20 protein-coding genes are annotated in these 26,046 nt (G+C 72.0%); 17 read left to right on the plus strand and 3 right to left on the minus strand.

The window, feature by feature from the left end:
* The first annotated feature begins 177 nt into the window (after positions 1-177).
* Both N5079_RS11675 and atzF read left to right on the plus strand, forming a co-directional pair.
* On the plus strand, positions 178-1,152 hold the full coding sequence (locus N5079_RS11675) for a nucleoside hydrolase (protein ID WP_261583650.1): 975 nt from the start codon (positions 178-180) through the stop codon (positions 1,150-1,152).
* Positions 1,153-1,348: 196 nt separating this feature from the next.
* The gene (gene atzF / locus N5079_RS11680; RefSeq protein WP_261583651.1) at positions 1,349-3,154 is read left to right on the plus strand and encodes an allophanate hydrolase; all 1,806 of its coding nucleotides are present in this window, start codon (positions 1,349-1,351) and stop codon (positions 3,152-3,154) included.
* Between the two features lie 536 nt (positions 3,155-3,690).
* Here the strand turns inward: atzF and N5079_RS11685 are convergent.
* On the minus strand, positions 3,691-4,779 hold the full coding sequence (locus tag N5079_RS11685; RefSeq protein WP_261583652.1) for a glycosyltransferase family 4 protein: 1,089 nt from the start codon (positions 4,777-4,779) through the stop codon (positions 3,691-3,693).
* Between the two features lie 123 nt (positions 4,780-4,902).
* Between N5079_RS11685 and N5079_RS11690 the strand changes: the two genes are divergently transcribed.
* From N5079_RS11690 to N5079_RS11715, 6 genes are all read left to right on the plus strand, one after another.
* Positions 4,903-5,736 carry a PIG-L deacetylase family protein gene (locus N5079_RS11690; protein ID WP_261583653.1) on the plus strand — a complete coding sequence of 278 codons (834 nt, stop codon included), beginning with the start codon at positions 4,903-4,905 and terminating at the stop codon, positions 5,734-5,736.
* A gap of 114 nt (positions 5,737-5,850) precedes the next feature.
* The gene (locus tag N5079_RS11695) at positions 5,851-6,951 is read left to right on the plus strand and encodes a YbhN family protein (RefSeq protein ID WP_261583654.1); all 1,101 of its coding nucleotides are present in this window, start codon (positions 5,851-5,853) and stop codon (positions 6,949-6,951) included.
* A gap of 84 nt (positions 6,952-7,035) precedes the next feature.
* A complete protein-coding gene (locus N5079_RS11700; RefSeq protein ID WP_261583655.1) occupies positions 7,036-7,215 on the plus strand; it encodes a hypothetical protein in 180 nt (59 codons plus the stop codon).
* Between the two features lie 53 nt (positions 7,216-7,268).
* Positions 7,269-10,598, plus strand: a complete 3,330-nt coding sequence (locus N5079_RS11705) for an AfsR/SARP family transcriptional regulator (RefSeq protein ID WP_261583656.1) — start codon at positions 7,269-7,271, stop codon at positions 10,596-10,598.
* A gap of 105 nt (positions 10,599-10,703) precedes the next feature.
* Positions 10,704-11,204, plus strand: coding sequence for a DedA family protein (locus N5079_RS11710; RefSeq protein ID WP_261583657.1), 501 nt, complete (start codon positions 10,704-10,706; stop codon positions 11,202-11,204).
* 27 nt (positions 11,205-11,231) lie between these two features.
* Positions 11,232-12,092: a D-alanyl-D-alanine carboxypeptidase family protein gene (locus tag N5079_RS11715; protein WP_261583658.1), complete on the plus strand. Its 861-nt coding sequence runs from the start codon at positions 11,232-11,234 to the stop codon at positions 12,090-12,092.
* Between the two features lie 225 nt (positions 12,093-12,317).
* On the opposite strand, the gene N5079_RS11720 is transcribed toward N5079_RS11715, so the two are convergent.
* Complete coding sequence (locus N5079_RS11720) at positions 12,318-13,169, minus strand: TrmH family RNA methyltransferase (RefSeq protein ID WP_410007772.1); 852 nt, start codon at positions 13,167-13,169, stop codon at positions 12,318-12,320.
* Between the two features lie 269 nt (positions 13,170-13,438).
* Here N5079_RS11720 and N5079_RS11725 point away from each other — a divergent pair, with 269 nt between their 5' ends.
* From N5079_RS11725 to N5079_RS11755, 7 genes are all read left to right on the plus strand, one after another.
* Positions 13,439-15,232 (plus strand): substrate-binding and VWA domain-containing protein, encoded by a 1,794-nt coding sequence (locus tag N5079_RS11725; RefSeq protein ID WP_261583660.1) that lies wholly within the window; start codon positions 13,439-13,441, stop codon positions 15,230-15,232.
* Between the two features lie 178 nt (positions 15,233-15,410).
* Complete coding sequence (locus tag N5079_RS11730) at positions 15,411-17,087, plus strand: sigma-70 family RNA polymerase sigma factor (protein ID WP_261583661.1); 1,677 nt, start codon at positions 15,411-15,413, stop codon at positions 17,085-17,087.
* A gap of 291 nt (positions 17,088-17,378) precedes the next feature.
* A complete protein-coding gene (locus N5079_RS11735; RefSeq protein ID WP_261583662.1) occupies positions 17,379-17,744 on the plus strand; it encodes a hypothetical protein in 366 nt (121 codons plus the stop codon).
* A 242-nt stretch (positions 17,745-17,986) separates the two neighbouring features.
* Positions 17,987-18,817 (plus strand): glycosyltransferase family 2 protein, encoded by an 831-nt coding sequence (locus N5079_RS11740; protein ID WP_261583663.1) that lies wholly within the window; start codon positions 17,987-17,989, stop codon positions 18,815-18,817.
* Positions 18,814-19,770 carry a glycosyltransferase family 2 protein gene (locus tag N5079_RS11745; protein WP_261583664.1) on the plus strand — a complete coding sequence of 319 codons (957 nt, stop codon included), beginning with the start codon at positions 18,814-18,816 and terminating at the stop codon, positions 19,768-19,770. Before N5079_RS11740 ends, N5079_RS11745 begins: the two co-directional genes overlap by 4 nt.
* Positions 19,767-20,567 (plus strand): polysaccharide deacetylase family protein, encoded by an 801-nt coding sequence (locus N5079_RS11750; RefSeq protein ID WP_261583665.1) that lies wholly within the window; start codon positions 19,767-19,769, stop codon positions 20,565-20,567. The genes N5079_RS11745 and N5079_RS11750 overlap by 4 nt, the downstream gene beginning before the upstream one ends.
* Positions 20,568-20,642: 75 nt before the next feature.
* Positions 20,643-21,245 (plus strand): hypothetical protein, encoded by a 603-nt coding sequence (locus tag N5079_RS11755; RefSeq protein WP_261583666.1) that lies wholly within the window; start codon positions 20,643-20,645, stop codon positions 21,243-21,245.
* Here N5079_RS11755 and N5079_RS11760 read toward each other — a convergent pair.
* Positions 21,242-22,744 (minus strand): PLP-dependent aminotransferase family protein, encoded by a 1,503-nt coding sequence (locus N5079_RS11760; RefSeq protein WP_261583667.1) that lies wholly within the window; start codon positions 22,742-22,744, stop codon positions 21,242-21,244. The genes N5079_RS11755 and N5079_RS11760 overlap by 4 nt on opposite strands.
* Positions 22,745-22,812: 68 nt before the next feature.
* Between N5079_RS11760 and N5079_RS11765 the strand changes: the two genes are divergently transcribed.
* Both N5079_RS11765 and N5079_RS11770 read left to right on the plus strand, forming a co-directional pair.
* Complete coding sequence (locus N5079_RS11765; protein ID WP_261583668.1) at positions 22,813-23,466, plus strand: pyridoxamine 5'-phosphate oxidase family protein; 654 nt, start codon at positions 22,813-22,815, stop codon at positions 23,464-23,466.
* A 78-nt stretch (positions 23,467-23,544) separates the two neighbouring features.
* Complete coding sequence (locus tag N5079_RS11770) at positions 23,545-25,836, plus strand: serine/threonine-protein kinase (RefSeq protein WP_261583669.1); 2,292 nt, start codon at positions 23,545-23,547, stop codon at positions 25,834-25,836.
* Positions 25,837-26,046 lie beyond the last annotated feature (210 nt).

Below are 26,046 nucleotides of genomic sequence, written 5' to 3' on the forward strand. Positions count from 1 at the left end.
GGCTCATCCAGCCCCCGCACACGACCGTCGCCAGACACATGCGAACACCACGCGGCGGTGTAGCCCGGGAAGGTGGGCACCGTCACGACTCCTCGCCGGGTGATCGCAGCCCAGTCGCGTTCGGGTTACGGACCGGCCGGGTGGGGGTCGCTGCGGGGGTCGCCGTAGGCTGCCCGAGTGAGAAGGATCGTGATCGACTGCGACCCGGGGATCGACGACGCGCTGGCGATCACCCTCGCCCACGGCAGCCCCGAGCTGGAAATCCTGGGGATCACCACGGTCGGTGGCAACGTCTCCCTGGAGAAGACCACCGCCAACGCCCTGAAGCTCAGGGAGTTCCTGGGATTTCCCGAGGTTCCCGTCGTCCCCGGAAGCCCTGGTGCGCTACTTCGGAGCCGGGTCGACGCGGCGGACGTCCACGGTGACTCGGGGCTCGGGGACACCCGGCTGCCGCCGGCCACGCTCCCGCCCTCGGACGGTCACGCCGTCGACTTCATCATCGAGACGCTCGCCGCGCACCCCGGCGAGGTCACGCTCGTGGGCATCGGCCCGCTGACCAACGTGGCCCTGGCCGTCCGCAAAGAGCCGCGGGTCACCGAATGGGCCCGGGAGTTCGTAATCCTCGGAGGCTCCTACACCAGGGGCAACTTCACCCCGGCCGCCGAGTTCAACATCGCGGCCGATCCGGAGGCGGCGGCCATCGTCTTCACCGCCGGATGGACCGTCACGATGATCGGTCTCGACGTCAGCCGGTCCGCCCTGGCCACGGGGGCGGTGGTCGACCGCATGCGCGCGATGGGCCGTCTGGGCGCCGACCTGCTCGTGCCTTGCGCCGAGTTCTACGGCATGGTGACGGCGGACGACGGCCCGGCCGTACACGACGTGTGCGCGATCGCTTACCTCATCGACCCGACGCTGATCGAGATACAGCCCGCCGTGGTCGAGGTCGAGACTGTGGGCCGTTTCACGTCAGGCATGACGGTGGTCGACTTCGACCTGGGCGACCGTGCCCCCAACGCCCTGGTCGGCACCTCGATCGACGTCCCCCGGTTCTGGGAACTCACCCTGTCCGCCTACGACCAAGTCGCCCGGCAGTGTGAGGGTGTGGTCGCCCTGGAGTCCTGTCAGGAGGCGGTGGTCGAGGGTCGTTAACGAGGGACCCTTCTGGCCATCCCCGCGGGGGTCTAGCTGTTCTCCGCCAACTCCGCCGGCCGCGCCCGGGCCCTGCGGGCCTGCTGCGCCGCTGACCTCGCACACGGCTGGGGCGCCCCTGAACGCGAAGCGGCTTTACTAGCGAGTCCGTTTTGTCGACAATCGACGGAACTGACTCGACGTTGGACTGGTGAGCGTGCCGATCACGACCTTGCAGATGGCCGCCATGGCCCGGGGCTACCGGGCGGGCGAGTTCACGCCCGCCGACGTGGTGACCGAGGTCTACCGGAGGATCAAGGAACGCGGGGACGACGGCGTCTGGATCAGCCTGCGGCCCGAGGGCGAGGTCCTCGCGTCCCTCCAACGCCTGCCGCGGCCCGCGGGGCACGCCGGACACGATCGGCTTCCCCTGTACGGCATTCCGTTCGCGGTCAAGGACAACATCGACGTCGCCGGCCTGCCGACCACGGCGGCCTGCCCCGCCTACGCCTACCGGCCGTCCCGTTCGGCGCCGATCGTCGAGAGGCTTCTCGCCGCGGGAGCCGTACTGATCGGAAAGAACAACCTCGACCAGTTCGCCACGGGACTCTCCGGATCGCGCAGCCCGTACGGCTCCTGTGAGTCGCCGCTCGTGCCCGGACTGATCTCCGGGGGCTCGAGTTCGGGGTCGGCGGCGGCGGTGAGCGCGGGGCTGGTCAGTTTCTCCATCGGCACCGACACGGCCGGGTCGGGCCGGGTGCCCGCCGCCATGACGGGCACCGTCGGCCTCAAGCCCTCGCGCGGGCTGGTGAGCACGCTCGGGATCGTCCCCGCGTGCGCGTCGCTGGACTGCCCGAGCGTGTTCGCCCTGTCGGTGCCCGACGCCGCCGCCGTCCTGTCGGTCATCGCGGGGTTCGAGCCGGACGACCCGTGGTCGCGGCGGTTCCCCGCTCCGGAGCCGGTCGCCGGCGAGCGGCTCCGGATCGGAGTGCCCGAGGCGCCGGAGTTCTTCGGCGACGCGGCCGCCGAAGCGGGCTTCGCCGAGGCGGCTGTACGGCTGGCCGGTCTGGGCCATGAGATCGTCCCCGTCGACCTGGGGCCGTTCCTCGCGGCCGGGCGGCTGCTCTACGAGGGCCCGTGGGTGGCCGAGAGACTCGCGGGCGTCGGCGACTTCGTCGCGTCCCACCCCGAGGCCGTCCATCCGGTCACCGCCCAGGTCCTCGCAACAGGGCGCGACATCAAGGGGGCCGACGTGTTCCGGGGCCTCCACCGGCTTGGTGAGCTGGGCGGGCAGACCCGGCGGACATGGGCCGGGATCGACGTGCTCGTGGTCCCCACGGTGCCGACGACCTTCACCCTGGACGAGATGGCCGCCGACCCCATCGGCCGCAACACCATGCTCGGCCACTACACGACCTTCACCAACCTGCTCGACCTCGCGGCGGTGGCGGTGCCCGCCGGGATGACGTCCGCGGGCAGGCCGCACGGAGTGACCCTGCTCGCCCCCACCGGCTCCGACGGCCTGCTCGCGGGCCTGGCCACCGTGTTCCACCAGGCCGCCGGCGGCATGACCGGCGCCACGCCGTACCCGCTGCTGCCTCTGGAAAGGGACCCGGAACGAGGCTCGGAGCGGGCCCCGGCCGATGAGGTGCTGCTGGCCGTCGTCGGCGCCCACCGCACGGGCCAGCCGCTTCATCCCGAGCTGGCCGCGCTCGGCGCCGTCGGCAGGGGCCTGGCCAGTACGGCGTCCGCCTATCGCCTGTACGACCTGGGCGACCGTCCCGGCCTGATCCGGGACCAGGACGGCGGCGTGATAGAGGTGGAGCTCCACCGGGTCACCCACGAGGCGCTCGGCCGCCTCCTCGTGACGATCCCGCCTCCCCTGGGCCTCGGGACCGTCGAGCTGTCCGACGGCCGCCTCGTCACCGGTTTCCTCTGTGAACCGCACGCCCTGCCGGGCGCCGAGGACATCACCTCCTACGGCAGCTGGCCCGCGTACCTCGCTGCGGCGAACCGGACATGACTTGAAATATGACTACACATCGCAGGAAACATAGGTTTCCTACGCTCCCGACATGGCGGACATATTCGACTCATATCCCCTAGCCGATGCATGGGACGAGCTGTTCGAACGGCCGGGCGTCCCCCGTCCGCCGTGCTGGGCCGGAGAGGGTGCCGGCCCCGGCCCCACGAACAGGTCGAGGGCGGAAGAAGGACACGTCGTGGTCGCCCGCGGGAGGACTACTCGGACGTGCCGCCGCTGAAGAGGGCCCGCCGGCCATCAGAAGGTGCCGGTGAAGGTGACCCGCCTCGCCTGAAACCGGCCTCAGCACATCAGCGGAAGTGGAAGTTACCCCGCGAGGGTAATCCTGGTGATTTCGTGGGAATCATGAGGGCAACAGTTGAGAGGAGGGCCCCGATGAAGAAGGTGCAGATCGTGCCGCGACCGCGGCCACCGAAGCACCCCGAGCCCGTCGACCTGCGCACCCCTTCGGGCCGGGTCCTTCCGTTCTGAGAAGGTCACGGCCCTTCTGAGAAGGTCATGGCCTTGAGGGCGGTTCAGCTCCGGGCCAGCTCGTAGCAGCGGCCGAAGCCCTCCAGCACGGCGGGCCAGGAGCACTTCACCGGTTGCGTCTCCCGGTTGTGCTCGGCGATGGACAGCCGTAGCTCGGTGTCGCGGGTCAGCCTGACGACGGCCGAGACCAGGTCGTCGAAGGTCCTTCCCAGCAGGCCCTCCTTGCCGGGCCGTACGAAGTCGGCCACGCCGCTCTGGGCGCGGGCGACGACCGGGACTCCGGCCGAGCGGGCCTCGAGCGCGGCGAGGCCGAACGACTCGCGCGGCGCCGGGGCCACGAACACGTCGGCCGAGGCGAGCAGGTCCTTGATCTGCTCCCGGCTGAACCTGCCGGGCAACGACACCCAATCCAGCCGCCGAGCCCGCAGGTGGCGCTCCATCCGGGTCCGGGCGGGGCCGTCGCCCACGATCGTGGCCCGCATCATGACGTCCCTCGGCACCCGCGCGCGCGCCGCCTCCAGCAGCTTCAGCAGCCGCATCGGCTGCTTGCGCGGCGCCAGCCGCCCCACCGCCACTACATGGACGGCCTCGCCTCGCACCGCCGGGGCCGTGGGCCGCCAGGCCGAGACGTCGAGCCCGTTGGACACGACCTGCACCGGCACGCGGGGCCCGGCGACGGCGCGGATCGGGCGGGCGGCCGCCTCGCTCACGGCGGTCGCGACCAGCCCCCACCGCCGCCACTCGAACGCCGCCTGCAGCGCCCGGTAGACGCCCCGCGTCACGGGATCCCACATGCTGTGAACCGTCACGACGACCGGCAGCCCCGCCCGCACGGCCGCCCGCACGCCCATCCAGGCGAACGGCGAGACCGCGCCGGTGTGGACGTGGACCACCTCGGGCCGGAGGGAGGTCATGAGCCGGATCAGGTGGGAGGTGCCACGCGGGTGCACCGGCAGGTCGAACGGCAGCGCCGCCACCACGCGGTGCACGCCGGGCAGGCTCTCCCCCGGTGTCGCCGTCGCCACCTCGACGCTGTGGCCCGCCTCCCGCTGCGCTCTGACGAGGTCGGCCACCTGGACTTCGATGCCCCCGAGCCGCGGCAGGTAGCAGTCACTGACGTGAAGGATCCTCACCGAGCCAGCGTGGCAGAGTGGACGACGCCCATCAAACCGCGTCCATGCCGGGAGGGGCGGCCGCACGCCGGGAGCCCACGTGGGATCATGGGGCAGGACGAGGACGACACTTCGTGGAGCACGATGACAACGTTCGGCAGCCGGGATAAGGACGCCGGGATGAAGACGGCGGTGTTCTTCCACGCCCATCCCGATGACGAAGCGCTGCTGACCGCCGGGACCATGGCGATGCTGGCGAGCGAGGGGCACCGGGTCGTGCTGGTCGTGGCGACCGCCGGGGAGCGCGGCCTGGCCGAGCTTCCCCACGGCGACGAGCTCGCGAGGACCAGGATGGACGAGCTCCACAAGTCGGCGGCGGCGCTGGGCTGCGCCCGCGTCGTGCAGCTCGGGTACGGCGACTCCGGCCTGGCCATCGACGGCGGCGTCGCGGACGACCGCCCGGAGAACGCGTTCATCGACGTCGACATCGAGGAGGCGGCGCAGCGGCTGGCCGCGATCCTCAAGGAGGAGACCGCCGACCTGGTCACGATCTACGACCCCTCCGGCGGGTACGGCCATCCCGACCACGTCCAGGTCTACCGGGTCGGCACGCGGGCGGCCGAGATCGCCGGAACGCCGATCGTGCTGGAGGCGACGGCGAACCGGGACCCGCTCCTCAAGGGGGTGCGGCTGGCCGCCCGCTTCTATCCGTCCATCGACGTCAGAAGCTTCGAGCGCGCCTACTCCCCAAGCCAGGTGATCACCCACCGGGTGAACGTCCGGAAGTACGCCAGGGCGAAGCGGGCCGCGATGGCCGCCCACGCGAGCCAGGCCACGGGCGGCGACGGCGACCGGACGCTGGGGGCCATGCTCAAGATCCCGCGCCTGGTGTACCGCTACGTGTTCGGCACCGAGTGGTACGTACGGCGCGGCCTTCCGCCCGGCACCCGGCTGCGGCACCCGTTCGACACTCCCTGATCGACACCCCTGATCGGCGACCCCTAAGGGTTCGATCATCCCCCGGGAGGAGACCCCCACTACGATCTCCCGGCAGACTGAAGGGGACCGAGGACAAACTGGGGGCGTTGGCGAGTGAACAAGAAGTGGCTGCAGATCGCCCTCTCCACGGCGTCTCTCGCGCTGGCGGTCGCGCTCGTGGTCTATCTGCCGCAGATCGTGCACGCGCTGACCGGGGCCAAGGTGAGCTGGCATGAGATCGGCCGCGAGTTCGGCAGGCTGAGCTGGCAGACGATCGTCCTCATGACAGCGTTGTGGCTGGCCAGTCTCTGGGCGTACACCTTCGTGATGACCTCGGCGTTGCCCGGCCTCACCCACCTCCAGGCGCTGACGCTCAACGCCGCCGGGAGCGCGGTCAGCAACCTGCTGCCGTTCGGCGGAGCGGCCGGCGTCGCCGTGACGTTCGGCATGACCCGCGGCTGGGGCTTCGCCAACCGCCCGATCGTCGTCTACACCCTGGTCACCGGCATCTGGAACTCCCTGTTCCGGTTCATCCTGCCCGCCGTGGGCATCCTCGGCCTGCTCGTGGCGGGCAAGGCCACCAATCCCACGGTGGCCAAGGCCGGATGGGCCGGAGCCGTCTCGATCCTGGCGCTGGTCGCCGTCGTGGCCGCCGCGCTCTACTGGGACCGCGCCGCGGGCGCCCTGGGCCGGGCCCTCGACGGTCTCGTACGGCTCGCGCCCCGCAGGTTCCGGCCCGCCGAGCACGCCGCCTCGGCGGCCATCGAACGGCTCCGCCGGGACACCGCGGAGATCATCCACAGGAAGTGGCTCGGCCTCTCGCTCGGCATGATCAGCTTCCTCGCCCTCCAGTGCCTCATCATGGCCGCCTGTCTCGTGGCCACCGGCTCCTATCCCGGCCCGGCCGAGACGGTCGCCGTCTTCGCGCTGAGCCGGGTGCTGACCACGGCCCTCGTCACGCCGAGCGGCGCGGGGATCATGGAGGGCGGGGTGGCCGCCCTGCTGATCGGCGCGTTCGGGCAGCACGCGAGCGGGGCGACCGCGGCCGCCATCCTCTTCGGCTTCTGGACGTACACGATCGAGATCCCCTGGGGCGGGCTGGCGCTGGGCGGGTGGGCGCTGCTCCGCAGGCGCGACGGCCGGGCCGCCCAGGCCAGGTCCGAGTCCGAGGCCGCGCTCGCCGTTTCTCCCGACCCGGGCCACGTGATCACCTAGGATCACAGTCTGGGAGAGTGAGGGTGTCGGCGTTGGCAAAGACCTTGTGCCCGCTTCGCGGGCGCGCATACCGTTGCGGCTGACATGGAGCGGCAAGCAGGAGCGGGCGAGCACGGCGCGCGGCGATCGCCCGGCGGCGACCACATGCGCATGACGACACGCACGACCACGGGCATGACCACGAGCACGATCACAGGCGTGAGCACGGGCATGAGCACGGGCATGAGCACGGGCACGGCGCGGCGGCGGATGAGCGTCCGATGAGCCCTGTGCCGACCAGTTCAGGGCCCGCCAGTTCAGGGCCCGCCACGAGTGGCGTGGCGTTCCGGGTCCTCGGCCCGGTCGAGGCGTACGACGGCGCCGGGGAGCTCGATCTCGGCGGCCTGCGGCAGCGTGCGGTGCTGGCCCGCCTGCTCGTGGCGCGCGGCCAGGTCGTCCCCGTGGACACCCTGTTATTCGACCTGTGGGACGACGACGCGGCCAAGGGCGCGCAGTCGGGGCTCCAGGTCTACATCTCCCGGCTGCGCCGGGTCCTCGAGCCCAACCGGCCACGCGGGGGGCCGAACCGGCTGCTCGTGACGGTGGCGTCCGGCTACGCCCTGCGGGCCGCGCCCGAGCAGGTGGACGCCCTGCGCTTCGAGGCGACCGTCCGGTCGGCCGGAGAGCGGCTGGACGACAACCCCCAGGCCGCGCGGGCGAGGCTCGAATCGGCGCTCGGTCTCTGGCAGGGCACGCCGTACTCCGACTTCGCGGACCAGCCGTGGGCAGAGGCCGAGGTCGCGCGGCTGAGCGAGCTGCGGCTGGTCGCCCGTGAGCGGCACGCCGACGCGGGTCTGCGGATGGGCCTGCACGCCGAGACCGTGCCCGACCTGGAGGCGCTGACCACCCAGCACGCGCTGCGGGAGGAGGGCTGGCGGCTGCTCGCGCTGGGCCTCTACCGCTGCGGACGGCAGGGCGACGCGCTGGCCGCGCTCCGCAAGGCCCGCACGATCCTGGACGACGAGCTGGGCATCGACCCCGGGCCCGCGCTGCGGAAGCTGGAGTCCGACATCCTGTCCCAGGATCCCGGGCTCGACCTCGTCCTCCCGGCCGCCCGGCGCGCCGTGGAGATCACGGCGACGTGGCCGCCCCGGCCGGTCGAGACGGGAGCGTTGCCGCCCCTGGAGCCCGAGCCGTTCGTGGGGCGCGACGCCGAGCTGACCACGCTGGCGGCCGCCGCGCCGCGCGCGCAGGCGGGCCGTTTCACGGTCGCCGTGATCGGCGGAGACCCGGGCGCGGGCAAGACCACGCTGGTGCGGCAGCTGTCCGGCCGGCTCGAAACCGAGGGATGGGTGGCGGCGGCAGGCGGCTGCCCGGACAGCAGCGCGACGCCGCCGGGCTGGGCGTGGGTCGAGGTGCTGCGGACGCTCATCGCGAGGAGGGGCGCGGGCGAGTACGCCGCGCTGCTGGCCCCGCTGCTCGACGACGCCGCGCCGGACGCCGGAGACGACGAGGCGTCGGGCGGCTTCCGGCTGCACCGGGCCGTCGGCGGCTACCTGTCGGCCGTCGCCCGCGAGGCCCCGCTGCTGATCCTCCTCGAGGACCTGCACTGGGCCGACGACCAGACGCTCGCCCTGCTCCGCGCGCTGCCCAGCCTGCTCGCCGCCAGCCGGGTGCTGATGGTCGTCACCTGCCGCGACGGCGAGCTGAACGACCAGCAGCAGGACGTGCTGGCCGCGCTCGCCCGGCTCCAGCCGGTGCGGGTGGGCCTCGACGGGCTCGACGACGCGTCGGTGGCCGAGCTGGTCCGCGCGACCTGCGTGCGCGACGTGGACGACGAGGTCGTCAGCACGATCGTCGAGCGGGCCGGGGGCAACCCGTTCTTCATCAAGGAGACCGTCCGCCTGTTCGAGGCCGAGGCGGACATCTCGGAGGTGCCCTCCGGGGTCCGCGACGTCCTGCGGCGGCGGATCGCCCGGCTGCCCGAGCGGGCCCAGCAGGTGCTCCTGCAGGCCGCGGTGATCGGCCGCGACGTGGACGTGGACGTTCTCGTGGACGTGTCCGGCGACGAGGACGCCGTGGTGGACGCGGTGGAGGCGGCGCTGCTGGCCGGGCTCGTGACGGAGCCGGGCCCCGGGCTGCTCCGGTTCGACCACGACCTCGTCAGGGACACGATCTACTCCGACGCCTCCCGGCTGCGCAGGTCGCGCCTGCACGGGGCGGTGGCCTCGGTGATCGAGCGGCGCGCCCCGGGCGACGTGGCCGCGCTGGCCCACCACTACGACGCGGCCGGGACGGTGGAGACGGCGGCGAAAGCCGTACGGTATGCGGGGCTGGCGGCCGAGCAGGCCGAGCGGCGGTTCGCGCACCGGGAGGCGGCCTCACTGTGGCAGCAGGCCATCGCGGCCTTCGACCGCGCCCACGCCGGTGGCGGCGGCGTGAAGGACCGGCTGGAGCTACAGCTCCGCCTCATCCGCGCGCTAGCCCTGTGCGGTGACATGACCGCCGCCCGCGCGCACCGGCGCGACGCCATGGACGTGGCCCTGCCGCTGGGCGACCTGGAGCTCACCGCGCGGGTCGCCGCTGCCCTGGCGGTCCCGCACAAGGGCATCGCCCGCGACTTCACGCGTACGGCGTGGGAGATCGTCGACGTGACCGAGAAGGCCCTCGTCGAGTTGCCGGCGGGCGAGCAGTCGCTGCGGGCGAGCCTGCTGGCCACGCTCGCGCTGGAGCTGGAGGGGTCCGCCACGCAGCGCGGTTACCAGGCGTCCCTGGAGGCCGAGGAGCTGGCCCGGTCGAGCGGAGACCCCGCCCTGCTGGCGATGGCGCTCAGCGGGCGGCTCCGCCAGTCGTACACGCTCACGCAGGTGGACGAGCGCGAGACCATCGGCCGCGAACTGCTGGGGGTCGGCGCGGAGTCGGGGCAGATCGCGGTGCAGACGCTCGCCCATCTGGTGCTGCTGGAGTGCGCGGCGGCCCGGGGCGACTTCGCCGAGGCCGACGAGCATCTCGCACAGGCCGAGCGGCTCGGCCGGCAGTACGACCTGCCCGCCCCCGCCGCCGTGGGGGCCTGGTACGCCGGGCAGCGGCTGATGATCACCGGTGATTACGCGGGGGCCGAGCACGCCTACCGGAACGCGGCCAGGCTGACCGCCAGGGCCGGGATGCTGGAGGGCCGGCAGGACCTGCCGCTGATCGCCACGTTCTGCCTGCATCTGGTGGACGGCCGCGCGGCCGAGATGGTTGAGCCGCTCGGAGAGGCGCACCAGCGCGGGGCCAAGTGGACGCTGGACCCCTACGCCGTCGCGCTGGCCTCCGCCGGCCACGACAGGGACGCGCGGGTGATCGCCACCACGCGGGAGCCGGTGCGGACGGACTTCCTCTACGAGCTGGGCCTGATCTGGCGGGCGCTGGCCGGCATGCTGCTCGACGACACCGACCGGATGCGGGAGGCGTACGAGAAGCTCGCGCCCTTCCACGACCGGATCGGCGGCGCGGGCACGGGCGTGGTCGCCCTCTGGCCGGTGGCCAAGACGCTCGGCGATCTCGCCGTACGGCTCGGCCTGCCCGCCCGCGACCACTACGACAAGGCGCTGGCCGTGGCCGAACGGGTGGGCGTGCCGCGCTGGGTCGAGGACGCCCGCCAGGCCCTCAGCGGGCACGGGTAACCGACGAACGGACGGCAAGGGCAAGGTAAGGCTGGCCTTAGGAATGGCCTAATTTAGGAACGTCCTAGGAACAGCTCAGGAACTCTGTGACCGGCGGTGACACAGGTGCGGATACCCGACCCCACGTCCGCCTCGATCCTCGGCCTGCCGCTGTGGCTCGTGGTCGCGATCGGAGCGGTGGCGCTGTTCGGCGCGTTCCAGGTCTACTACTGGGTCGGCCGCAAGCTTGGCGAGGCGCTCTACCGGTCGCGGGTCGGCAGGAGGCTCGGGCGGCAGCGGATCGTCCAGGTCGAGAACGTCGTGCGCAGGTGGGGCTCACTCGCCGTGTACGGCTGCTTCTGGGTGCCGGGCCTGCGGCACACGCTGCCCTGGGTCGCCGGGGCGCTGCGGGTCGACTACCGGTGGTATCTCGTGGCCAGCGCCCTCGGCTGCCTGACGTGGGTGCCGATCACGGCGTTCGGGCTCTACTCCCTTCTGTGGGCCTGGGCCGGGCTCGCCCTGCGGTCGCCCGCGCTGGCCGTGGCGGTCCTCGCGGTCATCGCCGCGGCGGTCGCGGGCTGCCTCGTGTGGCGGCGAAGGGGCCGGAAGGCGCCCGCGGCCTCCTGACCGTCCGGGCCATGCGATCATGTCGGGATGCGTATCGGGCTACTCGGCGTGCTGGCGGCGGCCTTCCTCACCCCTTCCCTGGTCGGCACGACGGCGGCCGCGGCGGACGCTCCTCCGGTCACCGCCCGCGAGGCCTACCTGGTGGACGCCACGGCGGGAACGATCCAGTTCGCCAAGCGGGACACGCGACGCGTGCCGGTCGCGAGCCTCACCAAGGTCATGACCGCTTACGTCGTGCGGAAGCAGGCCAGGCTGGACGACGTCATCACGATCACCAAGGCGGACGTACGGCACGCCGCCACGAGCGGGGCGACCCAGGCCGGCCTGCGGGCGGGCGAGCGGCTGACGGTCCGCGACCTGCTCTACGGGCTCATGCTCCCCTCCGGGGCCGACGCCGCCCACGCGCTGGCCGAGCGGTACGGCCCGGGCACGCCGAGGTTCGTGGCCAAGATGAACGCGGCGGCCCGGTCCCTCGGGCTGGCCGACACGCGTTACGCCAACCCCGACGGCATGCCGTCCAGCGCGTACTCGACGGCGCGCGACCAGGCGGCTCTGGCCGGGCTGGCGCTGAAGGACCCGGTCATCGCGACGATCGCGAAGAGCCGTGAGCAGGTCCTGAGGAAGACGGGCCTTCATCGGGCGCACGTCTGGCACAACACCAACAAACTGCTGGGCGACGACGGCACCCTCGGGCTGAAGACGGGATACACGCAGAAGGCCGGATACTGTCTCACCTTCGCGGCGGTGCGGAACGGCCACACGTTCATCGGCGTCGTGCTGGGCGACGTGAGCGACGCCGGCCGCTTCGCGACCGCCCGCAAGCTCCTGCGCTGGGCGGGCGACGAGATGTCCGGCGACGACGACACGGCCGACAACCCCGCGGCGTGATCATGCGCATGTTCCCGCATGCACCGTCCCACCTGGCGCTTCCCGCGGCGTGATCATGCATGACGCGGGTACGCCCACCGGGCGGACACTGCATGATCACCGACAGTGTCGGCGCTGATCAGACCACGTGCGGCGGAATTCACGCATGATCACGATCCGGGAAAGTCCACATCCCCGCCCTTCCCGGGAAACCGTGCATGATCACGGCGACGGGGGGATGGGTCTCTAGGCGCGCGTCAGGCCGTGGCAGGCGATGGCGGCGGCGGCCACGACGTTGAGGGAGTCGACGCCCAGGTCCATGGCGGCGCGGCTCATCGGGATGCAGACCGGATGGTCGGCCTCGTGCAGCCAGTGGGAGGACAGGCCGTCACCCTCCGAGCCGAGCATCAGCGCGACCCGGTCCGCGAGCGGGACCTCGTCCAGCGGCACGGCCGACTGGTCCGGCGTGAGGGCGAGGAGCTGGAACCCCGCCTCGCGGATCTCGGCCAGGCCGCCGTGCCAGTCCGGCATGCGTGCGTACGGGATGGCGAACACCGCGCCCATGGAGACCTTCACGGACCTCCGGTAGAGGGGGTCGGCGCAGCGTGGCGACAGGATCACGGCATCGACGCCCAGCGCCGCCGCGCAGCGGAAGATCGCCCCGACGTTCCCATGGTCGACGAGGTCCTCCAGCACGACGATGCGGCGGGGCTGCCGGGCGCCGGGCAGGGCGCCGGACAGGAGGCCGGAGACCGGCGGCAGCGGGAGCCGTTCCATCGAGGCGAGCGCGCCCCGGTGCACCTGGAAGCCGGTGATCCCCTCCATGACCTCGTCGGAGACCACGTAGACGGTGACGCCCCCGATCACGTCGGCGAGCTGGTCCAGCCACTTGGCGGTCGTCAGCACCGACCGGACCGGGTGCCCGGCCGAGACGGCACGCCGGATGACCTTCTCCCCCTCAGCCACGAAAAGCCCGCGCTCGCCCTCAAGGCTCTTGCGCAGGTCCACGTCGCGCAGGCGCACGTAGTCCGCGAGGCGGGGATCGGCGGCGTCTTCGACTCCGATGACCACCCGCCAAGGGTACGGCCTGCGCGGCATGCGCCCCGATCCGGCGACCGGCGGAGCCTACCGGCCCCGGCGAGCACCCCCGGGTCGGTCGTGACGACGATCGGCTTGGTCAAGACATATCGCAACAGGCATCACAGCTTGCGCAGATTTCATAGCCTTTGGTAATCACAGCACCAAAACCAGCGTTTTGCCGCCGTTCGCCTTGCCAGTATCGTTCCGTAAGCATTACGCAGAAACTCCCCATATGGTCCCGCAGAGGCGCGCACTGTCGGGGGCCACTCGACACCGAAGAGGACACCGTGGGCGGACGGCACCGCACAGACGAACTCGAGGGCGGCTTCAACCCCTACAACGAGCCGCCACCGCGCCGGCGTGCCAGCCGGGGCAAGGTGTTCGTCCCGCTGGCCGGCGCGGTCGCCCTGGCCGTGCTCCTCGGCGTCGCGGCCTACGTGGTCGTGAACAAGAACCCGAGCTGCGGCAGCGACAAGATCGCCCTGTCGGTGGTCGCCTCGCCGGACATCCAGCCCGCCGTCCAGAAGGTCGCGGGCAGGTTCACCCAGGCGGGCAAGGCGATCGACGGCAAATGCGTGGCGGTCACGGTGAAGGCCGCCGACTCCGCCGACGTGGCCAACGCGATGTCGGGCAGCGGCCCCACCAACGCCAAGGTGAACCCGGACATCTGGGTGCCCGACTCCAGCCTGTGGCTGGCCGGTCTGGCGAAGGACGGGTCCGGGAAGCCGACGGGCAGCGCCGCCCACTCCCCCATCGTCCTGACGGCGTCGAAGGCCGGGGCCGAGAAGCTCCAGGCGGCCTTCAGCCCGGCCAGCTGGACCGGCCTCATGAGCGCCGCCAACGCCGGAAACCCCGACGGCCTCGCCAAGAAGGTGCGGGTGCTGGCGCTCGACCCGACCCAGAACGCCGCCGGGCTGGGCGCCCTCCTCGCGGGGGCCAACGTCCTCAAGGCGGCGGGCGGCGGCGAGGAGGTCCTCGTCGGCGTCCTGCGGCAACTGTCGGAGTCCACGGTGTCCTCCCCCGACAGCCTGTTCGCCACCCTCACGAAGGCCGCCGCGCGCATCCCGGTCGGCATCGCCTCCGAGCAGTCGGTCTGGGCGTTCAACACCAAGACGACCCCGTCGAACCCGGCCGTCGCGCTCTACCCGGCGGAGGGCACGGTCAGCCTCGACTATCCGATCGTGATCACGGCCAAGAGCGACGAGGTCCGCAAGGCGGCCGAGTCGTTCGCGGCCGAGCTGACCTCGGCCTCGGGGCGCAAGACGGTGCAGGACTACGGCTTCCGCACGCCGGACGGCAAGGGCGGCGGGCTGCTCAAGGCCGAGAACGGCGTGAGCGCCAAGAAGCCGGTCGAGCTCCCGCTCCCCGACGCCGCGACCGTCACGAAGCTCGCCCAGGCATGGCGCCAGATCAAGCTGGGCACCAAGCTGCTGGCCCTGCTCGACATCTCCGGCACCATGGCGGATCCCGCCGACAGCACGGGCGTCAGCCGCATGCGCGCCATCTCCGGCGTCGCACAGGAGGGCCTGAAGCTGTTCCCGGAGAAGACCGAGATCGGCACCTGGGTCTTCTCCGACAACCTGCGCGGCCAGGGGGTCGACTGGAAGGAAGTCGTGCCGATGGGCCCGCTGGCCCAGCAGATCAACGGGGTGACCCGTCGCGACCTCATCGCGCAGGGGCTGCGACAGCTGCGGGCCATCAAGACCGGCAACACCGGCCTGAACGACACGCTCTGGGCGGCCTACCAGAAGATGACCCACGACTACGAGGCCGACAAGGTCAACACGATCATTCTGTTCACCGACGGAGTCGGCAACGACGACCCCAACGGCGGCATCTCAAACGCGCAGATCCTGCGGAAGCTGAAGCAGGCGTACGACCCCAAGAGGCCGGTCAACATCCTGATCATCTCGTTCAACACCACGAAGGACGAGAACCGCGCGCAGATGACCTCGATCGCCAAGGCCACCGGAGGCGCGGCGTTCTTCCCGCAGACGGTGCTGGAGATCCGCAACATCTTCCTGAAGGGCATCGCCCGGCGCCTCTGCGCGCCGGACTGCGGGGCCACCGGGCAGCAGTAGCCGGCCCCTCTGGGACCGCCTGTCACAGCGGTCCCAGAGGACGGCTCGCGCATCAGTTTTCGCAGGTCATGCCCGTTGAGCATGGTCGGCGGCGGGGTAAACGAGGCCCGCGGAGGCGGCGTCCTTCTCGTGTGGGGACTGGCGAGATCTGGTTCCGTCGCACGGGGAGGAATGTTCGTTGCCCGGATGGCCGGACGTCGGTCGTGCCGACGATCATCAACTGCTGGAGGCGCTTCGGCGCGCGGACACGCACGCGCCCGCCAGTCTCTACGACGCGTACGCCGACCGGCTCAGTGACTACGCCCACTCGCTGCTCCACGACCAGGAGCTGGCCGCGGAAGCCGTACACGACGCGCTGGTGACGGCCCACGGGTCCGCGCACCGGCTGAAGGAGCCGGTGCGGCTGCGGGCCTGGCTGTACGCGCTGACCCGGTTCCAGTGCGCGGCGCGCTCGGGCGGGCGGACGCCGACCGGCGGCACCGGGCCGACCGCCGTGCTCGAGGACTCGGCGGACCCGGAGCTCAGCGCGCTGGTGTCCGAGGCGCTCTCCGAGCTGAGCCGGCACGAGCGCGAGGCGCTGGAGCTGTCCGCCAGGCACGAGCTCTCCCCCGCCGAAGTGGGGACGGTGCTCGGCCTCACCTCGCGGCAGGCGTCCGCCCGCCTCGCGAGGGCCCGCGACCAGCTGGAGAACTCCGCGGCCGCCATCATCCTGGCTCGGACGGGGCGCGCCCACTGCCCGGACCTGTCCGCCCTGGTGGACATCGGCGTCGGCGCCTCGTGGCAGGACGGCCCGCTCAGCCCGATGCTCCGCAAGCGGCTGAGCAGGCACATCAGCGGCTGCAAGGTCTGCACGGAGGGCCGTCACCGGCACGTCTCCGCTGGCCGGCTGCTCGACATGATCCCCATCGCCTTCCCGCCCCTGTCGCTGCGCCGCCGGGTCATCGACACGTGCGTCAATCCCGAACGCGACACGACCAGGACGGCCATCACCGAGCAGGGGAGCCACCTCGACCGCCAGGGCTTCCCGGTGGTGACCGAGGGGCGGTCCCGCCGGGACAGGGGACGGACCCGTGGGCGGCGCGGTTCCCGCGACCGGCGGGGGGAGCGGCGGACGCGGCGCGCGACGCCGATCCTGCTGGCGGCGGCCTGCGTGTTCGGTACGGCAGGCGCGCTGGCGCTGGTCTCCGGCCAGGCGCCCGCCAGCCATCTGGAGGCGATGGACCCCGCGCCGGCCCCGCCCGGCACACTGATGCCCGGCCCGTCGGAGGACGACACGACCGACCCGGCCGAGGCGGCCGGCCCGAGCGAATCGGCCGACCCGGCGGACCCGGCGGACCCGGGCGAGCAGGCCACGCCGTCGCCCTCGCCGAAGGCCGGACCGGCGACTGGGCCGGCGACTGGGCCCACCGCCACCACCCGGCCGGTCCGGCGACCGCTCCGGACCCCGCACGCCAGGCCCGGCGGCGTGGCGGCGCTGTCGGCGAGCTGCCCCGGGAGCCTTGGCCAGGCCGCCGGAGGCGTGATCACCCTCTCCGCCCGCAACGCCGACGTGGAGTGGACGGCGACCACCTCCGAAGGGGTGATCGTCGCGCCGAGCCGGGGCCGGCTCAGGGCGGGGGCGAACGGCCGGATCATGCTCGCCGTCGAGGACCCCGGTTCGCCGGGCCGCGGCCTGATCACCTTCCGGTCGGCCGCGGGCAACCCGTCCTGCCGGGTCTCCTGGGACGGACGGGACCAGGGAGACGGCGGGGACGGAGGCACGGACACGCCGTCGGATCCCCCGACCAGCCCTCCCGTGGACGACCCGTCGGCCTCCCCCTCGTCGCTGGCCTCGTCGGCCTCAGCCACGCCCTGACCGGCTCGGGTAAATCACGGCCCGAATTTTCGGCTTTTCTCCTGATTAACGCCGGAGTGACCTATTTGACCCTTGACTGATCACTTTACTGTCCAGCCGAACCTGTGCCCGAGCGTGAGCGTCCTACAACATGTCGGATAACATCACGGCTCTCCCCAGTGATCCGGTAAACCCGTGACTCACCTAAGGCGTCGCCATTGACGTCCGGTGACGCCGGTTGGTCCCATGAACGGGCCGCCATCCGAGGTCACAGTGGCCCCCAGGGCCTCTACCAGCCAGGAGTCAGGAAGCATGGGCAGGAACGGCACCGTCGCGAAGGTCGTGCTCGCCGTGGCGTGCGCAGCCGGCGCGGTGCTCGCGCTGGCGGACGTCCAGACCCCGGCCCGCGTCTTCCTCACGCCGCTCTTTCTCCTGGTCGTTCCCGGCGCCGCGGTCGCGGGACTGTTGCGTGATCGTGACCCACTCGCCACTTTTACGGTGGGCGCAGCGGCAAGTCTGACAATCAACGTCCTACTCGCCGAAGCCATGCTTCTCTTCGACGCGTGGTCTCCCCGTGCCGGGGTGGCCACCATCGGAGTGCTCGGCTTCTTTCTGCTCGTCATCCGGTTGCTCTACCGGAGACAGGCACCAGTCGAACAGGGGGCAGGCTCCAGGTGATCATCACGACGATCCATGCCGGGGGGCTCGAAACCCTGAAGCTCGTCCGGCGACGTACGGCACCCCGGCCGGAGTCATCCGTGAAGCCCCTCCACGGGCACTGACCGGCTCGCGTTCCCGTCTCCCTCCACCCCCCGAGTTCCTGCCCCAAGACCGGGATGGACCGCCTCTCCATCCAGTCGCGCCGGTCCGTTGGCAGTCTCCGCTCATGACAGACCGCCCGGAAGGACATTTCAGTCACCATGAGTCCCGAGATCACCGAGCAGAGCGTCAAGTCTCAGTTCGCCACTCTGCGGTCGCTGCCGGCTGCGGACCGCTACACCGCGCTTGGTCCCCACCTCGCCGTCGCCCCCACCGTGAGCGTCGTCATCCCGGCGATGAACGAGGCGGAGAACCTGCCTCACGTGTTCGCCACGCTGCCGCAGTGGGTGCACGAGGTGGTGCTGGTCGACGGCCATTCCACCGATGAGACGGTCGCGGTCGCGCGCAGGCTGCGCCCGAACCTCCGGGTGGTGCACCAGCGCGGCCGGGGCAAGGGAGACGCTCTGGCCGCCGGGTTCGCCGCGTGCACCGGTGAGATCATCGTCATGATCGACGCCGACGGCTCCACCGACGGCCGCGAGATCATCCAGTTCGTCAGCACGCTGGTGAGCGGCGCCGACTTCGCGAAGGGGTCCCGGTACATCCCGGGAGGCGGCAGCGACGACCTCACCTTCAGCCGCAGGCTGGGCAACACCGTGCTCCGCACGCTCGTGAACTGGATCTACGGCACCCGCTACACCGACCTGTGCTACGGCTACAACGCCTTCTGGGCCCGCCACCTCCCCGTGCTCGACCTCGACTGCGAGGGGTTCGAGGTGGAGACGCTGATGAACATCCGCGCGGCGCAGGCCGGCCTGCGCATCCACGAGGTGCCGAGCCACGAGCGCTGCCGCATCCACGGGGAGAGCAACCTGCGGGCCGTCCGCGACGGGCTGCGGGTCCTGCGGACGATCGTGAAGGAGTGGCGGCGTTCGGCCCGCCCGGAGCCGGCTCCCACGCCCGCCGCGGCGGCCGACCAGGGCGCGGCATGACCCTGCCGACGGCTCTGAGGACGTCCGTCGTCATCTGCGTCTACACCGAGGATCGCTGGGACGACATCAGGGCGGCGGTGGACTCGGTGCGCGCACAGCGGCGGCAGCCGCATGAGCTGATCATCGTGGTGGACCACAATCCCGGCCTGCACCTCAAGCTGAAGCGGGAGCATCCCGACGCCATCGTGATCGAGAACGCCCACGAGCGGGGGCTGTCGGGCGGCAAGAACACGGGGGTTGAGGCGGCGACCGGCGACGTGGTGGCCTTCCTCGACGACGACGCCGTGGCCGACCCGGGCTGGCTGGCCGCCTTCGAGACCGGCTTCGCCGATCCGGCCGTCGTCGGCGTGGGCGGCCTGACGAGGCCGCTGTGGGTCACGGGCCGCCGCCCGCGCTGGTTCCCGGAGGAGTTCGACTGGACGGTGGGCTGCACCTACCGGGGAATGCCCGACCGGCGCGCCCGGATCCGCAACGTGATGGGCGGCAACGCGGCCTTCCGCAGGGAGGTCGTCGGCGAGGTCGGCGGCTTCCACACCGGGATCGGGCGCAACGTGCAGGGGCGCAGGAGCCTCCCACTGGGCTGCGAGGAGACCGAGTTCTGCATCCGGCTGTCGCAGCGGCGCCCCGGCTCGGTGATGCTGTTCGAGCCGGGCGCGGCAATCGGCCACAAGGTGCCGGAGGCGCGCGCCACGCTCGCCTACTTCCGGTCGAGGTGCTACGCCGAGGGGCTGTCCAAGGCGCTGGTCACGCACAGCGTGGGCGCGGGCGACGGGCTCTCCAGCGAGCGCGACTACACGTTCAAGACGCTGCCCATGGGCGTGCTCCGCGGGCTCGGCCACGCCGTACGCGGTGACCTCGCGGGGCTGGGCCGCGCGGCGGCGATCGTCATCGGCCTCGCCTGGACGACCTGGGGTTACGTGGTCGGCACCGTGCGGCTGAAGGTCCGTTCATGACCCGGGTGCCCATCCTGATGTACCACTCGGTGACGGACCGCCCGAACGGGGACACCCGCCCGCATGCCGTACGGCCGGGGGACTTCGCCGAGCAGATGGGCTACCTGAAGGACGCCGGGTTCACGCCCCTGACGGTCGGTGAGCTGGTGGCCTCCCTGAACCGCCCGGGGCGGGAGGTGCCGGCCCGGCCGGTGGTGGTCACCTTCGACGACGGCTACGCCGACTTCCACGCGCAGGCGCTGCCCGTCCTCGACCGCCTCGGCATCCCGTCCACGGTGTTCCTGACCAGCGGATGGGTCCACGACGCCGGGACCGAGGCCGCGGGCCGGCCGCTCGACCGCATGCTGTCGTGGAGTCAGGCCCGCGAGGCCGCCGAGCACGGCGTGGAGATCGCCGGGCACAGCCACAGCCACCCCCAGCTCGACCAGCTCCGCGACCACGAGCTCCGCCAGGAGCTGCGGCGCAACAAGGCGCTGCTGGAGGACCGGATCGGCCGCCCGGTGACGACCATGGCCTACCCGTACGGCTACTCCAGCGCGCGGGTGCGCCGCGAGGTCCGGAAGGCGGGCTACTGGGCGGCGTGCGCCGTGAGCAACGCGATCGCGGCCGACCGCCACGACCTGCTCGCCATCCCCCGGCTGACGGTCGGGCGGAGCACCACGATGGCCCGCTTCCGGCTGGCCGTGGAAGGGCGTGGCGTCCCTCTCCTCTATCTCAAGGAACGCATCCTCACCAGCGGTTACGCCGTCGTCCGCCGGACCCGGCGGGGCCTCGGCCGGATGGCCACCGGCCAGTAACAATCAGGCTTCGCGAGGTGTCAGCGGAAGCGCGAAAGGGGAGGAACCACGCGACCGAGGATTTGAGGGGGCATTGTGGCCCAAGCATGGCTGCCCGGCGCCAGTCGACTTCCCTCCCCCGAGGACTCCGGCCGGATGTACGGCGGAGCTCCGCGGGCTGTCTGGTTCATCTGGCCGGCTGACCCCCACGGGGTCTCGGCGCGGTCGGTGGCCCAGCGGCTGATCCAGCTCAAACGCCCCTCCCACCTGGTGTGGAACCCGGTGGCCGGAGAGATCGTCCAACTGCTCCCGCCCATGCGGGCCGCGAGCGGCCTGCCCCCCGAGCGGGGCCGCAACGGACGGGTCTGCGTGCAGATCCGGGTCATCGGCTCGACGCACGAACCGTTCACCGACACCAAGCTCGACGGCCTCGACGAGATTCTTGCCTGGCTCGACTCGTGGGACGTGCCGCGCCGCTGGCCGGCCGGGCCGCCCCTGCCGTTCCCGCACTCGCTCGCCGCCGAGCGGAGCGCCCGCCTGTGGGCGCGCGGGGGACACTACGGCCACTCCCAGGTGCCGGGGGAGTGCGAGGGCGATCCGGGCTCGATTGACATCACCCGGATCGTCGGCGACGTGCCGCCGGAGTTCGCGCTCCCCCATCCGCGCGAGGACTTCCGGCTCCTGGAGCGCGTGATTTAGAGCAACTCCCTGATCACGGCGCAGCCGCGTTTCACCTCGGCCAGCGAGGCCGAGCCGTACCCGAGCACGATGCCGTGCACCCGGGGCGGGCCGTGGTGGTGACGCTCGGTCGTGTCCAACAGCACGCCGCGCTCCTCGGCGCGCTTCACCAGTTCGGGGACGACCTCCGCCGGAAGCTCGATCATGACGTGCAGCCCGGCGGTGTCCCCCTGAACGAGCGAGCCGAGGGGGCCCAGCGCCTCCACGATGGCGGCGCGGCGGCGGGCGTACTCCAGCCGCATCCTGCGCAGGTGCCGGTCGAGGTCGCCGCGCTCCAGAAGGGTGGCGACCGCCTTCTGGACCGGCCCGGAGGTGCGGTCGGACAGATCGTGCCGCCGCCGGGCGATCTCGTCCAGCAGGTCCTCGGAGGCCACCAGCCAGCCGAGGCCGACGTCCGGGCTGAGCGACTTCGACAGCGTGCCGAGGAGCACCACCCGGCCGGGGTCCAGGCCGTAGAGGGCGGGCAATGGCGCGACGTCGTAGCGGAACTCGGCGTCGTAGTCGTCCTCGATCACGATCGCGCCGGTGCGGCGGGCCCACGCGAGGAGCCGCTCCCTGCGCGCGATCGGCAGCCGCCCCCCGCAGGGATACTGATGGGCCGGAGTCGTGTAGATGACGCGCAGATCATCGGGAAGCTCCTCGACCATGACTCCCTGGCGGTCCACAGGACACGGGACGATCTCGGCGCCCCGGGCGGCCAGGACGTTCCTGGCCTTCCCGTATCCCGGCTCCTCCACTCCCACTCTGTCGCCGGGCCTGATGAGGGTCGCCGCGATGAGGTCGAGCCCGTGGCCGGTTCCCCGGGTGACCATCACGTTCGGCGCCCCTGCGGGGACGGCCCGCGCCCGCCGGAGATGCCCGGCCAACAGCTCCCGGAGCTCGGGATGACCGTAGGGGTCGGGCCAGGCGGACGGTGGAAGCTCCCCGGCGCTCCGCCACGCCCGCCGCCAGGCCGCCGCGTCGTATCCGGAAACCCACGGCCGCCCCGGCCGCAGATCCACATGGGCATGACCACCTTGGAGGTGATGACCTTGGAGGTGATGACCTTGGAGGTGATGACCTTGGAGGTGATGACCTTGGGCGTGATCATGCACGGATTCCCGGACATCGGCGCCCACCTGCGCGTCCCCTGTTCGTGATCTTGCAGGGTTTCCCCGCGACCGCCTCTGACCGGCCACGGCATCATTGGTGATCATGCTGTCGCCAATCGTCGCCACGTAGGTGCCGGACCCGTGCCGCCCGTCGAGCCAGCCCTCGGCGTAGAGCTGCTGGTAGGCCTCGGTCACGACGGTGCGGCTGACGCCCAGCACTCCCGCGAGCCCCCGGGTGGACGGCAGCCGCTCCCCGGCCTTCAGCGCCCCGCCGCGCATGGCCTCCCGGAGCTGGTCCCCGAGTTGTACGGCCAGCGGCGCCGGCGCCAGCCGGTCCACGACCAGCGGAAGGTCGATGTGCGTGCGCAAAGTGGTCTCCCATTAGCGGCCGTAAGTGGACATGTTCCACCAGTCCACTTCGGCCTAACGTAACGGACATGCTCTCCACTACCGCACGTACCACCCTGAATCGAGGCAAGGACCGGGGCCGCACGGACCGCGCCGACCTCTACGCCGTGCTGGACGCCGGGCTGATCTGCCACCTCGGAGTGGTGGCCGGCGGCTGCCCCCGAGTGATCCCGACCGGCTACGGGAGGGTCGGCGACACCCTCTACCTGCACGGCTCGACGGGAGCGGCCTCGCTCCGCACGGCTCTCACCGGGCCGGTGTGCGTCACCGTGACCCACGTGGACGGCGTCGTGCTGGCGCGCTCGGCCTTCCACCACTCGGTGAACTACCGCTCGGCCATGATCTACGGCGAGGCCCGCCTGGTGGAGGAGGACGGAGAGCGCCTCGACGCCCTCCGCGCGATCACCGAGCAGCTCGCCCCCGGGCAGTGGGACGCGGTGCGGCCGCCGGACCGGAAGGAGCTCGCGGCCACGGCCGTGGTGGCCCTCTCACTGGAGGAGGCGTCAGTCAAGATCCGGGTGGGCCCGCCGAAGGACGACGAGGAGGACTACGAGCTGCCCGTATGGGCGGGCGTGCTGCCGCTCGTCGTGTCGTGGGGCGAGCCCCTGCCCGACCCGCTCCTGCCCGCGGGCGTCCCCGTACCCGACCACATTCGGCACAGGGATGGCGCGGCTCCCCACTGATTGGGCACACTTTGGCCAACCTGTTCACTCGACGGGACGCCGGTCAGCCGGGCGGACCGCCGCATCCCAGGAGGCCGCATGACCGCCCCCGGCGACTGGAACGTGCCGGGCTACGCCGTGATGCGCCAGCTCGGCGCGGGGGGCGGGGGCCGGGTCGTGCTGGCGGTGCACGAGGCGTCCGGCGCCCACGTGGCCGTCAAGTATCTCTCCGAGGACCTACGCGGGCAGCCCGGCTTCCTCTCGCGGTTCCGTGAAGAGGCCCGCCTGCTGGTGGAGCTCGACGACCCCCACGTGGCCCAGCTCTACGAGTACGTCGAGACCCACCAGGGCGCGGCCATCGTCATGGAGCTCGTCAACGGCGCCTCGCTGCGGGCGCTGCTGCGCCAGGAGGGCTCGACCGGGCCCGAGGCGGCCCTGGCCGTGCTCAAGGGATCGCTGCTCGGGCTCGCCGCCGCGCATGAGACGGGCGTGGTCCACCGCGACTACAAGCCGGAGAACGTGCTGGTCCAGGGCGACGGCGCGAGCAAGCTCGTCGACTTCGGCATCGCCGTGCGCGCCGGGGACGCCATGGCCCCCGCCGGGACGCCGCCGTACATGGCGCCCGAGCAGTGGACCGGCCTGGCCGCCTCTCCGGCGTCCGACGTGTACGCCGCGACAGCCGTCTTCTTCGAATGCCTCACCGGGCACCGCCCCTACCAGGCCACCGACAACGTGGTGCTGCGGCACCAGCACCAGACCGCGCCCGTCCCGGCCGGGGAGGTGCCGGAACCGGTGCGCGGCCTGGTCGGGCGGGGCATGGCGAAGGACCCGGCGATGCGGCCGGCGAGCGCCGCGATGTTCGTCGCGGAGCTGGAGGAGGTCGCCGCCGCGGCGTACGGCGCCGACTGGGAGGAGCGGGGCAGGCGCAAGCTGGCCGCGATCGCCGCCGTGCTGGCCGCGACGTTCCCCCTCAACCGGCCCGCCCTTGACCGGCAGCCCGCCGAGATCGGCACCTCGCTCTTCCGGACCGTCCTGCGGGCCGTCAAGCGGCACCGGGTCCGGCTCGCCGCCGGGGCGGGGATCCTGGTGCTGGCGGCCGGGGGCGTGACCGCGTTCGCCCTCACCGGGCAGTCCCGGGCGCATCGCACGACCCCTGTGGCCGCGCCGTCGGTCAGCGCGGCACCGTCAGCTGCGCCGCCGCCCACACCCAGCGAGACGCCCCCGGCGACGGCGACACCCCCAGAGACGCCCACACCGGCACCCTCAGAGACACCCTCAGCGGCACCGAGCGAAAGCCCGAGCGAGACGCCGACCACTCCCACGCCGACCGTGACGAAGACCTCGAAGCCCTCGCCCAAGCCGTCGCCCAAGCCGTCGCCCTCCGTCACGCCTCCGCCGCCGACCAAGGTGGTCAGCGTGCAGGTGAGCGGTCTCACGCTCGGCCCGGGCGGCGGTCCCGCCGCCGCCGCGCTCTCCCTCCGCCCTTTCACGTACGGCACGGCGAGCCGTACGGCCGCCGCCGCGCCGACGGCGAGCGGGACGGTCGCCATCGTGACGAGCGGAACCGCGAAAGTCACGCTGACCGTGCGCTTCACCGTGAACGGCAAGGCGGCCGGCACGCGGGAGCTGACGCTCAAGGGCGCCAAGAAGTACGTCAAGACGGTCAGCCAGGACCTCGGCAGCCGCCCCTGCGGCGGCACCTTGGAGATGACGGCGACGACCACGCCGGCGGCGGGCGGCGGCACGGGGAGCGCAAGCGTCAGGACACCGGAGTGCCCCACCTCCGTCACGGGCGTCAAGGTGCTGTCGCTCGCCATGACGGACCCGCGCGTGGCCACCGCCAAGGTGGAGGTCACCACCGACGGCACCGGGCAGGTCGCGCTGACCGGCGACTTCGCGTCCTCCGACGGCCAGTCCGGCCAGCGGACCGCGACGCTGTCCGGGAAGAAGACCTACACCCGGACGCTGTCGTTCACGTTCGGCCGGCGGCCCTGCGAGGCCGTCACCTTCACCGCCACGACCGACCCGGACGCGCCCTCGGGCGGCGCGTCCCGGACGGTCAAGGTCGACTGCCCGGCGGCGGTCACGGGCGTCACGGTGAACCGCCTTACCCGGGTCACGACGGCGGCGACGACCACGGTGACCGTGACGACGGAGAACGCCAAGCCGGTGCAGCTCACCGTGGCGTGGCTGCTCCGGGGCAAAGCCGTCGGCTCGCAGTCGGTCACCCTGTCGGGCCGGACCAGCTACACCGTCACGATGAAGTTCACCTACTCGCGCCTGCCATGCGGCACCGGCTGGGGCGTGACGGCCGCGACGGCGCCGAACGCGGCGAGCGGCGTGGCCACCCGCACCAAGAAGACCGGAGCCTGCGCCGTCACACCCGCATGAGACACACCCGCATCAGACACACCCGCATCAGACACGCCCGCATCAGACACGCCCGTATCAGACACGCCCGCATCAGACACGCCCGTATGAGACACGCCTGCGTGGAACCGGCACACAGGCACACGTGGTTACAGAGCGCATTTGGCCGTCATACAGTGCGATGTCCTGGCTTGCACCAACTTGACCTTGCCTGACAGAGATCCACGACTA

The sequence above is a fragment of the Planotetraspora sp. A-T 1434 genome (assembly GCF_025420585.1).
Taxonomy (GTDB): Bacteria; Actinomycetota; Actinomycetes; order Streptosporangiales; family Streptosporangiaceae; genus JAOEGB01.